The organism is Streptomyces sp. NBC_01476 (assembly GCF_036227265.1).
Lineage (GTDB): Bacteria > Actinomycetota > Actinomycetes > Streptomycetales > Streptomycetaceae > Actinacidiphila.
On sequence record NZ_CP109446.1, the window covers coordinates 1,110,286 to 1,124,487 of the forward strand.

Genomic DNA, 14,202 nt, shown 5'->3' on the forward strand with positions numbered 1-14,202 from the left:
GCACCGCCGCCGACCCCTCCCGCGCGTATCCCCCGTCACAGCTCCGCCGCTTCCGGCCGCCGTCGGCCGGCTCCGCTGTCGCAAGCGTTCCTCCGGCGAGCCCGGCCGCCTGCGGCCGGGCTCCGTCCGACCGCCGCCGTACGCGGTTCACCGCACGTACGGCGCTTCCGCGCCGCCCCCAGCACTCGCTCACCGAAGGCTGTCCCGGCACATCCCCGAAAGGTGACGCATCGTCATGAACCGTGCCACCGTGCCCAGTTCCTCCACCCCCTCACTCGGCAGACGCTCCTTCCTGGGCCTCGGTCTCGGCGCCGGCGCCGCCCTCGCACTGGCCGCCTGCGGCGGCAGCGGTTCCGGCGGCTCCGGGTCGGGGACGGGTTCGTCCGTCCTGAAGTGGGGCTGGTCGCTGCCGACGTCGTGGGACCCGGTGTTCTCCTCGGCCGGCTGGGACGTGCATGTGCTGTCCCTGGTCTACGCCGGGCTCACCAAGCTCGACCCGCACGGCGCGGCCGTACCGGCCCTGGCCAGCTCCTGGTCCTACAACCCCCAGGGCACGCAGGTGACCTTCAAGCTGCGGCCGGGGCTGACGTTCTCCGACGGCAGCGCGCTGGACGCGACCGCGGTCAAGAAGAGCCTGGAGCGCGGCATCTCCGACCCGAAGTCGCTGGTGTCGCCGCAGCTCACCTCGGTGAAGGCGGTCTCGGCGCCCGACCCCGCCACCGTCGTCATCGATCTCACGCACGCCGACTACCAGCTCCCCAACCTGCTGGCCGGCAAGACCGGCATGATCGTCAACCCGGCGGCCTTCACCACCGACGCCGCCGGGATCGCCGCCAAGCCGGCCGGCGCCGGACCGTTCACCCTGACCTCGTACACGCAGAACGCCAAGGCGGTGCTGCGCCGCAACCCCGGCTACTGGGACGCGGCCTCGATCAAGCTGACCGGCTTCGAGCTCTACCCGCTGCCGGACGCCTCCACCGTGGTGGCCGCCCTGCAGTCCGGGCAGTACAACGTGGCGCAGATCCCCGGCAGTCAGGTGGACGCGGCGAAGGCGGCCGGCCTGGAGGTGCAGGTGATCCCGTCGATGGTGGTCGCCACCCTCGACGTCAACAGCGCCAAGGCGCCGTTCGACAAGCCGCTGGTGGTCGAGGCGCTGAAGTACGCGATCGACCGCGAAGCGCTGGTGAAGACCCAGGAGTTCGGCCACGGCGAGGCCGCCTACCAGCCCTTCCCCAAGGGGTACGCGGGGTACGACCCGAACAGCGCGGACCTCTTCCCGTACAACCCGGCGAAGGCCAAGGAACTGCTGGCGCAGGCGGGTTACCCCAACGGTCTGGACGTCACGCTGACCACCTCGGTGGCCGAGGGCGCGCCGGAGCAGATCCAGGCACAGCTCAAGCAGGTCGGGATCAACGCGAAGATCCAGGTGATCCCGGCGACGCAGTTCACCCAGATCGTCTACATCCAGCACGACCGGCAGCTGAGCGTCGACCAGTTCGCGGGGCGCGACTCGGCCGTCCAGGCGTTCCAGGTGCTCTTCGGCGAGCAGGGGCTGATGAACCCCGGCCGGACCACTCCGCCGGAGCTGACCGCGGCGCTGGACAAGGTGACCCGGACCCCGCTCGACTCCCCCGACTACCCCAAGGCGCTGCAGGCGGCCACCGCGTACGCGGTCCGCAACACGCCCAATGTCTTCCTCTACACGGTGCCGCGCATCCTCGCCCGCGCCAAGAGCGTGTCGGCGCTGCCGGAGACCACCGTGGTGCAGCGGTTCGAGGGGGTGACCGCCGGATGAGCGTGCTCACCGCGGCGCTGCCGGACCGGCGCCGCGCGTCCCTGGTCCGCCGGGCCGCGCGGGCACCGCAGCCGATCGGCCGGGCGCTGCTCACCGCCGCCACTGTGTTCCTGCTCTCCTCACTGCTGACCTTCGGGCTCGGCGCGCTGTCGAACGCCAACCCGGCGGCGGCGGTGCTCGGCGACACCGCGACCCCGGCGGACATCGACCGGCTCAACCACGTCTTCGGGCTGGACCGTTCACTGCCGGTGCAGTACGTGACCTGGCTCGGTCACGCCTTCACCGGCGATCTGGGCCGGTCCTGGTTCACCACCCTGCCGGTGTCCACCAGCGTCTTCCAGGCGCTGCCGGTCGACCTGTCGATCGCCGGGCTGGCGCTGCTGATCGCGGTGCTGCTCGGCTCGCTCGGCGGGATCGCCGCCGCGCACAGCAACGGCGGGCGGCTCGACCGGGCGATCACGCTGCTCTGCTCGGTGCTCGGCACCCTGCCCGCCTTCGTGGTGGCCATCGGGCTGATCGCGGTGGTGTCGGTGAAGCTCGGCTGGCTGCCGTCCGGCGGCTACACGTCCTTCGGGCAGAGTCCTGAGCAGTGGCTGCGGTTCGCGATCCTGCCGGCCTTCGCGCTGAGCCTGGACACCGCGGCGAACGTGGCACGGCAGCTACGGGCCTCGCTGGTCGGCGAGTTGCGGGCGAACTACGTCACCGGCGCGGCGATGCGCGGGCTCTCGGCCCGCCGGGTGCTCTTCGGGCATGTGCTGCGCAACGCAGCGGGCCCGGCGCTGACCGTGCTCGGGATGAGCGTGCCGATGCTGATCGGCAGCGCGGTCGTCACCGAGCGGATCTTCAACCTGCCGGGCATCGCGCAGTTGTCGCTGCAGGCCGCCCAGCAGCACGATGTACCGGTCATCCAGGGCACGTTGCTGGTGACCGTCGGCGTGGTGCTGATCGCCAACCTGGCGATCAACGCGGGTCTGGTGGCGCTCAACCCCGCTGCCCGCAGGCGCCGTTCGGTGGCCGCCGCGGCGCAGGAGCCGGCCGTGGACGGTGTGTCGTGAGGACACTGCGCCGCACCTGGCGGCTGCCCGCGGCCCGGTTCGCCCTCGCGGTGCTCCTCCTGGTCGCCGTGCTGGCGGTCTTCGGCGGCGTCATCGCCCCGCAGGACCCGCTGGCGCAGGACACCACCCGGGTGCTCCAGGGCCCCAGCGGGGCGCACCTGCTGGGCACCGACTACCTCGGCCGCGATGTGCTGAGCCGGCTGCTGGCCGGTACCGGCCGGTCGGTGCTCGGTGCGGTGGAGGCGGTCGGCGCGGCCATGCTGCTCGGGGTGCTCCCCGGACTGGCGTCGCTCTGGCTCGGCCGGGTCTTCGAGTGGACCGCGCTGCGGGCGGTGGACGCGCTGATGACGCTGCCGTTCACGCTCTTCGCCATCGCGGCGATCGGTGTCTTCGGCAACGGCCTCAACCAGGCCATGCTGGCGCTGGGCGTCCTGCTCTCCCCGCTGTTCTTCCGGGTCTCCCGGGCCGCCGCGCTCGGGCTGAAGCAGGCGCAGTACGTGGAGGCCGCCGAGCTGATGGGGGCCTCCCGCGGGCGGGTGCTGCGCACCCACATCGTGGCGAAGATCCTGCCGACGGTGGCCGTCACCACCGCGCACGCGCTGGCCACCGCGCTGCTCACCGTCACCTCGCTGACCTTCCTCGGCGTCGGCATCCAGCCCCCGGCCCCCACCTGGGGCGGGGTGCTCGCCAGCGACCTGGGATATCTCGCCCAGCAGCCGTGGGCGCCGGTACTGCCGGCCGTACTGATCATGATCACCGTCGGGGCGCTGAACCTGCTGGCCGACGCGGTACGCGACAGCGGCGCCGCGGACGGCGCGCAGGCGCCCGCAGGGAAGCGGCGGGTTGACCCGCTGCGGGACGCGGCCACGCCGGAGAGGAGGACCGATGAGCCTGTCGCGGTCTGAGCGGGGTTCCGGACCGGCCGGCGTGCGGCCGGAGCCGGAGCAGCCGGTACTCGCGGTCGAGGGCCTGCACATCACCGTCGGCGGCGGCCGGAGCGAGGCCGTGCGCGATGTCTCCTTCACCGTCCGGGCCGGTGAGGCGGTCGGCGTGGTCGGCGAGTCCGGCAGCGGCAAGACGCTCACCTGCCGCTCGCTGCTGGGCGTCCTGCCGCCGGGGTGCGCGGTCTCGGCGGGCAGTGCCCGGCTGGCCGGCACCGAACTGACCTCCCTGACCACCCGGCAGTGGGAGCGGCTGCGGGGCGTCGCGCTCGGCGCGGTCTTCCAGGACCCGGCCTCGTACCTCAACCCGGCGCTCACCGTCGGCCGCCAGCTCACCGAACCACTGCGGGTACGGCACGGGCTCAACCGCGCCGAGGCCCACGCCCGGGCCGTCGAACTCTTCGGCTCGGTCGGCCTGCACGCACCCGCCGAGGTCTTCCACCAGTATCCGCACGAGCTCTCCGGCGGCATGCTCCAGCGCGTGCTGATCGCCATCGCGGTCGCCGGTGACCCGCGGTTGCTCGTCGCGGACGAGGCGACCACCGCGCTGGACACCGTGGTCCAGGCCGAAGTCCTCGACCTGCTGGCCCGGTTGCGCGACGAGCGGGGCCTGGCCCTGCTGCTGGTCAGCCACGACCTCGCGGTGGTCGCCGAGGTCACCGACCGCGTTCTGGTCTTCTACGCCGGCGAGGTCGTCGAGGACGGCCGTACCGCGGATGTGATCAGCCGCCCCGCGCACCCGTACACCGCCGCCCTGTTGAGCGTCGCCTCGGCCGGTGACTGGGAACGGCGGGCCCTGGCCGTGATCCCCGGCCGGCCGCCCGAGGCCGGCGCGGAACTGACCGGCTGCCGGTTCGCCGACCGCTGCCCGTTCGCCGAGGACCGCTGCCGCACCGGCCCGGTGCCGGTCACCGAGACCGCGGACGGCCGCCGGGTGCGTTGCCTGCGCAGCACCGAACTCGCCGCCGTCCTGGCCGATTCCGACGCCTTCGAGGAGGTGCCCGCATGACCGTCTCCACCAGCGGGTCCACGACGCCGGCCACCACCGAGCAGGCCGGCCCGCGGGCGTCCGCCGCCGGCCCGGCCGAGCCCGCGGCCGGCGGCCTGCCCGGGACCGGCAAGGTACCCGCGGAACCCGCGGAACCCGCGGAACCCTCGGAACCCGCGGAACCCACCGCCTCCACCGGAGCGGCGGCGGGCCGAGCCACCGGTGCCGAGGGCGGCCGGCCCGTGCTGAGCATCGACGGGCTCGCCGTGGCCTACCCCGGCCGCGGTGTCCGCGGCGGCACCGTGCCCGTACTGTCCGGCGTCGGCCTCGATGTGACGGCGGGTCAGATCCTCGGCGTGATCGGGGAGACCGGATCGGGCAAGACCACGCTGGCCCGGGCAGTGGTCGGGGCCGCGCCGGTCACCGCCGGGCGGATCACCGTCGCGGGGGTCGGGGTCGGCGCGCTGCGCGGCCGGGCACTGCGGGAGCACCGCAGGTCGGGCCGGGTGCAGTACATGTTCCAGGACCCGCTGCGTTCACTCGACCCCGATCTGACGGTGACCGACCTGGTCGGCGAGCCGCTGGCGGTGGCCGGGGTGGAGCGGGGGGAGCGGCGGGCCCGCGCCGCCGAGGCGCTGCACCGGGTGGGACTCGACGCGCGAGCGCTCGGCGACCGGATTCCGGCCGAGCTCTCCGGCGGCCAGCGCCAGCGGGTCTCGCTGGCCCGGGCCATCGTCACCCGTCCCGCGCTGCTGCTCGCCGACGAACCGGTGAGCGCCCTGGATGCCTCCAACCGCAACCATGTGCTGCGGCTGCTGGACGAGCTGCGCCGCGACCTCGGAGTGGCGATCGTCGTCATCTCCCACGACCTCAGCTCCCTGGCCGGCATCGCCGACCGGACAGCGGTGCTCTACCGCGGCCGGCTCATCGAACAGGGCCCCACCGCCCAGGTGCTGAGCCGCCCGCTGCACCCGTACACCGCGCTGCTCACCGCCTCCGCGCCGCGGATCGGGCGGAGCGCCGCCCGCACCCCGGTCCCGGCCCGCACCGAACCGCCGGACTGGGCGGCGCAGCCCGGTGCCTGTGTCTTCGCGCACCGCTGCCCGTTCGCCGACGCCGCCTGCCGTACGCAGCCGCCGGACACCCCGCACCCCGGTGGGCGGGCCGCGGCCTGCCACCACCCGATCGCCCAACTGGCCCCCTGACCACCGACCTTCCCGGGAGGGACCCCGTGCCCATCGAGTTCATCGGCATCGCCGGCACCCAGGCCCACAGCGAGACCGGAATCACCCCAGGCCCGGTCGTGGACCCCGCTTATCTGACCGAACTGGCCCTGGCCCACGAGGAGTCCGGCTTCGACCGGGTGCTGGTCGCGCACTCCTCGGCGAGCCCCGACGGCTTCACCGTCGCCGACCAGGTGCTGGGCCGGACCACCCGGCTCGGTGTGCTGCTCGCGCACCGGCCCGGCTTCGTCGCACCGACCCAGACCGCCCGCAAGTACGCCACGCTGGACGCCTTCCACCCCGGCCGGATCGCGCTGCATGTGATCACCGGCGGCGACGACGCCGACCAGGCCCGTGACGGCGACATCAGCGACAAGCCGACCCGCTACCGCCGCACGGACGAGTTCCTGCAGGTGGTGCGGAAGGAGTGGGACTCGGCAGAACCCTTCGACTTCGAGGGCGAGTTCTACACGGTGCGCGGCGGCTGGTCCTCGGTCCGGCCGCAGCGGCCGATCCCGGTGTACTTCGGCGGCGCGTCGCAGGACGCGGTCCGGGTCGGCGGCCGGCACGCCGATGTGTACGCCTTCTGGGGCGAGCCGCTGGCCGGCATCGCCGAGCGCATCCGCCAGGTCCGGGAGGCCGCCGCGCCCTACGGCCGGGACCCGCGCTTCAGCGTCAGCCTGCGCCCCGTCCCCGCGGCGACCGAGGCCGAGGCGTGGCGGCGGGCCGAGGACATCCTGCGGCTGACCAAGGAGCGCTCCGGCGAACTGCGCAAGGCGTTCAATCTGGACCACGCCGAGCAGGAGGGCTCCCGCCGCCTGCTGGAGTACGCCGCCAAGGGCGACGTGCACGACAAGCGGCTGTGGACCGCGCTGGCCAAGGTCACCGGCGCCGCCGGCAACTCCACAGCTCTGGTGGGCAGTTACGAGCAGGTCGCCGAATCGCTGCTGGACTACGTGCGGTTGGGCGTCTCCACCTTGCTGATCCGCGGCTTCAGCCCGCTGGAGGACTCCCGCGACTACGGGGCCCTGGTGCGGCTGGTGCGCGAGCAGGCGGACGGCGCGGCGCTGGCGGGGGCCGCTGCCGTATGAGCGAGATGACCGGGACCGTCACGCCGACCACCTCCCACTGGGGTGCGTTCGGGGTTCGGCGGGACGCGGAAGGGACGGTCCACGCCGTCCCGCACCCCGCCGACCCCTCGCCGTCCCCGCTGCTGCGCGGGGTCCCGGGCTCCCTCCACCACCCGACCCGGGTCCTGCGGCCCGCCGCCCGGCGCGGCTGGCTGGAGCACGGCCCGGGGCCCACCGGCCGGCGCGGCGCCGACGCCTTCGTGGAGCTCGACTGGGACGAGGCACTCGACCTGGCCGCCGCCGAACTCGCCCGGGTCCGCGACCTGCACGGCAATCAGGCGGTCTTCGGCGGCTCCTACGGCTGGGCGAGCGCCGGGCGCTTCCACCACGCCCAGAGCCAACTGCACCGTTTCCTGGCCCGGTTCGGCGGATACACCGGCTCGCGCAACTCCTACAGCCTGGGCACCTCGCTGGTCCTGCTGCCCCACCTGGTCGGCGACGCGGAAGCCGTGCTGCGTGCCTCCTCCAGTTGGCCGACGATCACCGCGAACACCGAACTGGTCATCGCCTTCGGCGGTATCCCGGCGAAGAACGTCCATGTCACCCCGGGCGGCGTCACCCGCCACGGCACCCCTGGCCACCTCGCCGAGCTGGCCGCGGCCGGCGCCGAGGTCGCCCTGGTCAGCCCGCTCCGCGACGACCTGCCCGACTCCGTGCACGCCGACTGGTACCCGGTCCGCCCGGCCACCGACACCGCCCTGCTGCTGGCGCTCTGCCACACCCTGGCCGACGAGGGCCTGCACGACCAGGAGTTCCTGGAGCGCTACTGCACCGGAAGCGAACAGTTCCTGCGCCATCTGCGCGGCGCCGACGGCGGTACGCCCAAGGACGCCGACTGGGCCGCCGCGATCACCGGGGTGACCGCCGACCGCATCCGCGCGCTGGCCCGCCGCGCCGCCCGCCTGCGCACCCTGGTCACCGTCACCTGGTCCCTGCAGCGCATCCAGCACGGCGAACAGCCGGTCTGGGCCGCCCTCGCGCTGGCCGCCCTGCTGGGGCAGATCGGCCTGCCCGGCGGCGGCTTCGGCCACGGCTACGGCTCGATGGGCGACGTCGGCGACACCGGCCCGCAGCTGCGGCTCCCCTACCTTCCCCAAGGCCCCAATCCGGTCGAGGAGTTCATCCCCTGCGCGCGGATCGCCGACCTGCTGCTGCACCCGGGTGAGGAGTACGACTACGACGGCACCCGCCGCCGCTACCCCGACATCCGCCTGGTCCACTGGGCCGGCGGCAACCCCTTCCACCACCACCAGGACCTGGGCCGGCTCCGCCGCGCCTTCGGCCGGCCCGACACGGTCCTGGTCCACGAGACCCACTGGACGGCCACCGCCCGCCACGCCGACCTGGTGTTCCCCGCCACCACCTCGCTGGAGCGCGACGACCTCGGCGGCGGGCGGCGGGACACCCACCTGATCGCGATGCACCGCGCCGTCGAACCGCTCGGCGAGGCCCGCGACGACCACGCCATTCTCGCCGGCCTGGCCGAACGGCTCGGTTTCGCCGAGGAGTTCACGCAAGGCCGCACTCCGGCGCAGTGGCTGGAGCACCTCTACACCGAGTGGGCGCGTGAGTTGACCGCCCAGGGCGCGGGACAACCGCCGTCCTTCGCGGACTTCTGGGCGGCCGGCGAGTGGGAGCTGCCCCAGGAGCCCGCCCACCGCACCCTGTTCGCGGACTTCCGGGCCGACCCGCGGCGCGCGCCGCTGGCCACCCCCAGCGGACGGATCGAGCTGTACAGCCGGACCATCGCCTCCTTCGGTCTGCCGGACTGCCCGGGACACCCCACCTGGCTCGCACCGGACGAGTGGCCGGGCGCCCCGGCGGCCGGCCGGCTGCCGCTGCTGCTGATCGCCAACCAGCCCGCCACCCGGCTGCACAGCCAGCTCGACACCGGGGAGGTCAGCCTCGCCGCCAAGGTCGCGGGCCGCGAGGCGGTCCAGATCCACCCCGCCGACGCGGCCGGCCGCGGCATCCGGGACGGCGACCTGGTGCGGATCTTCAACGACCGCGGCGCGTGCCTGGCCGGCGCCGTGCTCACCGACCGGGTCAGCCCCGGCGTCCTGCGGCTGCCCACCGGCGCGTGGTTCGACCCGGTGCCCGGCCACGAGCCGCCGCTGTGCGCGCACGGCAACCCCAACGTCCTCACCGCGGACGTCCCGAGCTCCCGCCTCTCCCAGGGCTGCACCGGCCAGCACGCGCTGGTCGAGCTGGAGCCCTGGAGCGGCGGCGAGCCGCCCCCGGTCACGGTCCGCCGGCCGCCGCCCTTCACGGCGGACCCCAGGCCACCGGGCACCGGATCCGGGCCGCCGGCCCCGGACTCCCGCCGAGCCCCTGACCCGCACGCCCCCGACGACAGGGAAGCCACCTCGTGACCACGGACACCGCGACCGCCACCGTCCTGCCCGCCCCCGCCTACGACCGGCTGCCCGCGGTCACCGACGCCCTCGCCGAGCACGCCGCCGAGCACGACCGGGACGCCACCTTCCCGCACGAGGGGGTGGCCGCCGCGCACGCCGCCGGTCTGCTCACCGCGACCGTCGCCGCCCGGCACGGCGGCCCCGGCGCCGGTCTCGCCGACACCACCCGCATCCTGCAGGCGCTCGGCGCCGGTGACCCGGCCGTCGCCCTGGTCACCGCGATGACCCTCTTCACGCACGCCGCCGAGGCCCGCGCCGCCCACTGGCCCGCCGCCGCCTACGCCGGGCTCCTGGCCGAGTCGGCCGGACGCCCCGCGCTCGTCAACGCGCTGCGGGTCGAACCCGACCTGGGCAGCCCGGTCCGCGGCGGCCTGCCCGCCACCACCGCCCGCCGCGCCGACGGCGCCGACGGCGCCGGCCACTGGGAGCTGACCGGTCACAAGATCTTCTCCACCGGCGCGGTGGCACTGCGCTGGATGGCGGTCTGGGCCCGTACCGACGAGGACCCGGTACGGGTCGGCACCTTCCTGGTGCGCACCGACACCCCCGGCATCGAGATCCGCCCGACCTGGAACCACCTGGGCCTACGGGCCAGCCGCAGCGACGACGTGCTCTTCGACACCGTCCGGGTGCCCGCAGACCGGGTGGCCGGGCTCGCCGGGCCGGGGGCCGACGGCGGCCGGGACGTGATCGGCGGCGCCTGGAACTCCCTCGGCCTGACCGCCCTTTACCTCGGGGTGGCGCGTACCGCCCAGCGCTGGCTCACCGGTTTCCTGCACGAGCGCGTGCCCAGCGCCCTGGGCGCACCGCTCGCCTCGCTCCCCCGCTTCCAGTCCGCGGTCGGCGAGATCGAGGTGCGACTCGCCGGCGCGGAGCGGCTGGTGACCGCGCTGGCCCGGGCGGTGGACGACGGCGACCAGGGCGCGGCAGCGCAGGCGCCCGGCGCGAAGCTGCTCGGCACCCGGGCCGCCATCGACTCCGTCCAGCAGGCCGTCGCCCTCATCGGCAACAACGGCCTCACCCAGGACAACCCGCTGCAACGGCACCTGCGGGACGTGCTGTGCAGCCGGGTGCACACCCCGCAGGACGACTCCGTACTGCTGTCGGCGGGCCGCGCGGCCCTCGGCAGCTGACCGCCCCCCGCACCACCCACCGCCCACGCCGGCTCCGACTCTCCCGAAAGGCCCTGCCATGCCCGTCGAGTTCATCGGCATGATCGGCACCCGCGACGTCTCCGAGATCCGCCCGCCCGCGGGTCCCGTCGTCGACCCCGACTACACGCTGCGCTTCGCCCGCGCCCACGAGGAGGCCGGCTTCGACCGCATCCTGATCGGCTACGGTTCCAGCAGCCCGGACGGCACCCAGGTGGCCGCCTACGTGGCCGCGAGGACCGAACGGCTGGGGCTGCTGGTGGCGCACCGCCCCGGCTTCGTCGCCCCCACCCTGGCCGCCCGTACCTTCGCCACCCTCGACCGCTTCTCCGGCGGCCGGGTCGCGGTGCACATCATCACCGGCGGGCACGACGCGGAGCAGCGCCGGGACGGCGACTACCTGAGCAAGGACGACCGGTACGCCCGTACCGACGAGTACCTGGACATCGTCAAGCGGGTCTGGACGAGCACCGAGCCGTTCGACCACGAGGGGCGTTTCTACCGGCTGCAGGACTTCTTCTCGGAGGTCAAACCGGTCACCGAGCCCCGTATCCCGCTCTACTTCGGCGGCTCGTCGCAGGCCGCCTACCGGGTCGGCGGCAAGCAGGCCGACGTCTTCGCGCTGTGGGGCGAGCCGCTGGCCGGGACCGCCGAGCAGATCGCCTCGGTGCGGGCCGCCGCTGCCGCCGCCGGCCGGACAGAACCGCCGCGGTTCAGCGTCTCCTTCCGCCCGATCCTCGGCAGGACCGAGGAGGAGGCATGGGACCGGGCGCACCGCATCCTGGACACCATCAACTCCCGGGGCGCGGCCGGCTCCTTCGTCGGCAGCCGGCGCCCGATCCTGCCGGCCGGCCCCGACGCGCAGCCGCAGAACACCGGTTCGCAGCGGCTGCTGGCCGCCGCCGCCAAGGGCGAACTCCACGACCGCGCCCTGTGGACGCCGACCGCAAGCGCGACCGGCGCGGCGGGCAACTCCACCGCCCTGGTCGGCACGCCGGAGACCGTCGCCCAGGCCCTGCTCGACTACGTCGACATCGGCGTCACCACCTTGCTGATCCGCGGTTACGACCCGCTGGAGGACGCCGTCGACTACGGCCGTGAACTGCTCCCGCTGGTCCGTGCGGAGGTGGCCCGCCGCGACGCCGTCCGCCCGGCCGGGGCACCCGTCGGCGCGGCCCGATGACTGTCGCACTCGACACCGCGCAGTGGTACCCGGCCGAGGGCCTGCTGCACCGGGGAACCGTCGTCCTGCTCCCCGGCCGCGGGGAACACCCCGGGGTCTACGAACGGCTGGGCCGCCGGCTGGCCGCGGACGCGTACGTCGTCCAGGTGCTGGACGCGGACCCCGGCGCGAGCCCGGCCGGGATCGCGGCGGCCGTGGACGCGGTGGCCGCCGACACGCCGGCCCCGCTGATCCTGGCCGGCTCCGACACCGGGGCGCTGCACGCGCTGGCGGCGGCGGGGCGGACCTCGGCCCCGCCGGACGCGCTGCTGCTGGCGGGGGTGCCGGGCGACGGCGCCTGGTCCCCCGCGGCCGGCTCACCGCCGTGGGACGGGGAACTGGAGGCGCGGACCGCCTGCCCGACGCACCGCGGCCGGCTCGGCGCCGACCCGCGGTTCGCCCAGGGCGCGCTGGCGGTACCGGTTCCTGCGGAGCTCGCCGCGGCGGCCGAGGCGGCCCTCGCGGCCCCGCCCGCCGTTCCGGTGCTGCTGCTGCACGGCGCGGCCGACCCCGTGTCGCCTCCGGAGGTGGCCCGCGCGCTGGCCGCCCGGCTGCCCGGCTCGACCCTGGCCACCGTCACCGACGGCCGGCACGACACCTTCAACGACATCCAGCACCGCAGTGTGGCGGCGCTCATCGTCCAGTGGCTGGAACGGCTCCGCGCGCACGGACCCCTGCTGACCGTCGAGGGCGCTCCCGTCGTGTGACCCGCTGCCCGGCGAGGCCGTAACCGGCACCGCCGGGCAGCCGTGGCGCCAGGCCGTCCCCCGTCCTCCCTCTCCGGAAGGAACCGCTCGTCATGACCGTGACCACTCCGACAACCGTCCCCAGCACCGGCGACCTGCTGCGCAGGACTCTTCGCCGGCAGGCGAACACCGTGGCGGTGGTGACCGTGCCAGGTCCCGCCGGGTTCACGGCCACCTCTTTCACCTCCGCCTCCCTCGAACCCGCCCTGGTCTCCTTCTACCTGGCGGCCGGCGCGTCGACCGCCCCGGCGGTGCGGGCCGCCGACGTCTTCGCCGTCCATCTGCTGGCCGCTGAACAGACCGAGCTGGCACGGGGGTTCGCCCGCAGCGGGGTCGACCGGTTCACCGGGGTGGAGTGGGCGCCCGGGGAGGGCGGGGTGCCGCTGCTGGCCGGGGTGGACGCGTGGCTGACCGCGCGCACCGTCCAGGTGCACGACATCGGCGACCACTTCCTGGTGGTCGGTCGACTACTGACGGCCGGCGGCCCGGCCCGGTCCGCACCACTGGTCCACCACGACGGCGCCTTCGGCACCTTCGGCACCGGCAACTGACCGGCCACCGCCCACGCGGCCCGCGGCCCGGCCCGCCGCCTCCGCGACAAGCGGCGCGCACCGCCGGCCGGTGGTCCCCGCCCGCACCGTCGCACCGCGCGCCGCGGGCCCGGGCTGGGCGGTGGTCAGGACGGTTTGCGGGTCTCGATCAGGTAGCGGGCGGAGTGCGCGAGGAACGGTCCTTCCGCGTCGATGAGCCGGTGGAGGTCGAGGAGCCGGTCGCGGTAGTGGGCGACAGTGAAGCCCGGCACCATCCAGATCACCTTGCGGAGGAAGTAGACGACCGCGCCGACGTCGGAGAACTCCATCCGCAGACGCTCGGAGCGCAGGTCCACGACGTCGAGCCCGGCCGCCGCGGCGGCGGCCCGGGCCCGGTCCGGATGGCGGCCCTCGCGTACCCGCGCCGGCTGCGGGCCGAGGAAGAACTCCACCACCTCGAAGGCACTGGCCGGACCGACGTGCTGGGAGAAGTAGCTGCCCCCGGGCCGCAGCACCCGGGCGATCTCCTCCCACCACACGGTCACCGGGTGGCGGCTGGTCACCAGGTCGAAGGCCGCTCCGGCGAACGGCAGCGGCGGCTCGTCGGCGTCGGCGACCACCACCGCGCCACGCGGGTGCAGCAGGGCGGTGGCCTTGGCGATGTTCGGCGGCCACGACTCGGTGGCGGCCATCACCGGCGGCAGCTTCGGCGCTCCGGCGAGCACTTCGCCGCCGCCGGTCTGGATGTCCAGCGCCGCGCCCACCGCGGCCAGCCGTTCGGCCATCAGCCGCTGGTATCCCCAGGAGGGCCGCTGCTCGGTGGCCCGTCCCTCCAGCCAGGAGAAGTCCCACCCGTCGACCGGTACCGCGTCGGCCTCGGCCACCAGTTCCTCGAAAGTACGCGCCATCCCCGCATCATGGCCGTGCCTCCGCCTGAGCGGCCACTGGATTCACTCAGGCCCGCCCGCATCGCGGCGCACTCCGACACGGTCACGCCGGATCCG

General features: G+C 74.8%; 12 protein-coding genes. 11 read left to right on the top strand and 1 reads right to left on the bottom strand.

Features of this window, described 5'->3' with window-relative positions; translation table 11 throughout:
• Positions 1-235 precede the first annotated feature (235 nt).
• The 11 genes from OG552_RS04885 (at position 236) to OG552_RS04935 (ending at position 13,219) form a co-directional block, all read left to right on the top strand.
• Positions 236-1,795 carry an ABC transporter substrate-binding protein gene (locus OG552_RS04885; RefSeq protein ID WP_329129903.1) on the top strand — a complete coding sequence of 520 codons (1,560 nt, stop codon included), beginning with the start codon at positions 236-238 and terminating at the stop codon, positions 1,793-1,795.
• Positions 1,792-2,850 carry an ABC transporter permease gene (locus tag OG552_RS04890; protein ID WP_329129904.1) on the top strand — a complete coding sequence of 353 codons (1,059 nt, stop codon included), beginning with the start codon at positions 1,792-1,794 and terminating at the stop codon, positions 2,848-2,850. Before OG552_RS04885 ends, OG552_RS04890 begins: the two co-directional genes overlap by 4 nt.
• Positions 2,847-3,755, top strand: coding sequence for an ABC transporter permease (locus OG552_RS04895; protein ID WP_329129906.1), 909 nt, complete (start codon positions 2,847-2,849; stop codon positions 3,753-3,755). The genes OG552_RS04890 and OG552_RS04895 overlap by 4 nt, the downstream gene beginning before the upstream one ends.
• Positions 3,736-4,800 (top strand): ABC transporter ATP-binding protein, encoded by a 1,065-nt coding sequence (locus OG552_RS04900; protein ID WP_329129908.1) that lies wholly within the window; start codon positions 3,736-3,738, stop codon positions 4,798-4,800. Before OG552_RS04895 ends, OG552_RS04900 begins: the two co-directional genes overlap by 20 nt.
• Positions 4,797-5,984 (top strand): ABC transporter ATP-binding protein, encoded by a 1,188-nt coding sequence (locus tag OG552_RS04905; RefSeq protein ID WP_329129909.1) that lies wholly within the window; start codon positions 4,797-4,799, stop codon positions 5,982-5,984. Before OG552_RS04900 ends, OG552_RS04905 begins: the two co-directional genes overlap by 4 nt.
• A gap of 26 nt (positions 5,985-6,010) precedes the next feature.
• Positions 6,011-7,093, top strand: a complete 1,083-nt coding sequence (locus OG552_RS04910) for an LLM class flavin-dependent oxidoreductase (RefSeq protein WP_329129910.1) — start codon at positions 6,011-6,013, stop codon at positions 7,091-7,093.
• Positions 7,090-9,504 carry a molybdopterin-dependent oxidoreductase gene (locus OG552_RS04915; protein WP_329129913.1) on the top strand — a complete coding sequence of 805 codons (2,415 nt, stop codon included), beginning with the start codon at positions 7,090-7,092 and terminating at the stop codon, positions 9,502-9,504. Before OG552_RS04910 ends, OG552_RS04915 begins: the two co-directional genes overlap by 4 nt.
• Positions 9,501-10,682: an acyl-CoA dehydrogenase family protein gene (locus OG552_RS04920; protein WP_329129914.1), complete on the top strand. Its 1,182-nt coding sequence runs from the start codon at positions 9,501-9,503 to the stop codon at positions 10,680-10,682. Before OG552_RS04915 ends, OG552_RS04920 begins: the two co-directional genes overlap by 4 nt.
• A 58-nt stretch (positions 10,683-10,740) precedes the next feature.
• Positions 10,741-11,883 carry an LLM class flavin-dependent oxidoreductase gene (locus OG552_RS04925; RefSeq protein WP_329129916.1) on the top strand — a complete coding sequence of 381 codons (1,143 nt, stop codon included), beginning with the start codon at positions 10,741-10,743 and terminating at the stop codon, positions 11,881-11,883.
• Positions 11,880-12,629, top strand: a complete 750-nt coding sequence (locus tag OG552_RS04930) for a serine aminopeptidase domain-containing protein (RefSeq protein WP_329129917.1) — start codon at positions 11,880-11,882, stop codon at positions 12,627-12,629. Before OG552_RS04925 ends, OG552_RS04930 begins: the two co-directional genes overlap by 4 nt.
• A gap of 92 nt (positions 12,630-12,721) precedes the next feature.
• On the top strand, positions 12,722-13,219 hold the full coding sequence (locus OG552_RS04935; protein ID WP_329129919.1) for a flavin reductase family protein: 498 nt from the start codon (positions 12,722-12,724) through the stop codon (positions 13,217-13,219).
• Between the two features lie 125 nt (positions 13,220-13,344).
• On the opposite strand, the gene OG552_RS04940 is transcribed toward OG552_RS04935, so the two are convergent.
• On the bottom strand, positions 13,345-14,106 hold the full coding sequence (locus OG552_RS04940; protein WP_329129921.1) for a class I SAM-dependent methyltransferase: 762 nt from the start codon (positions 14,104-14,106) through the stop codon (positions 13,345-13,347).
• Positions 14,107-14,202: the final 96 nt, after the last annotated feature.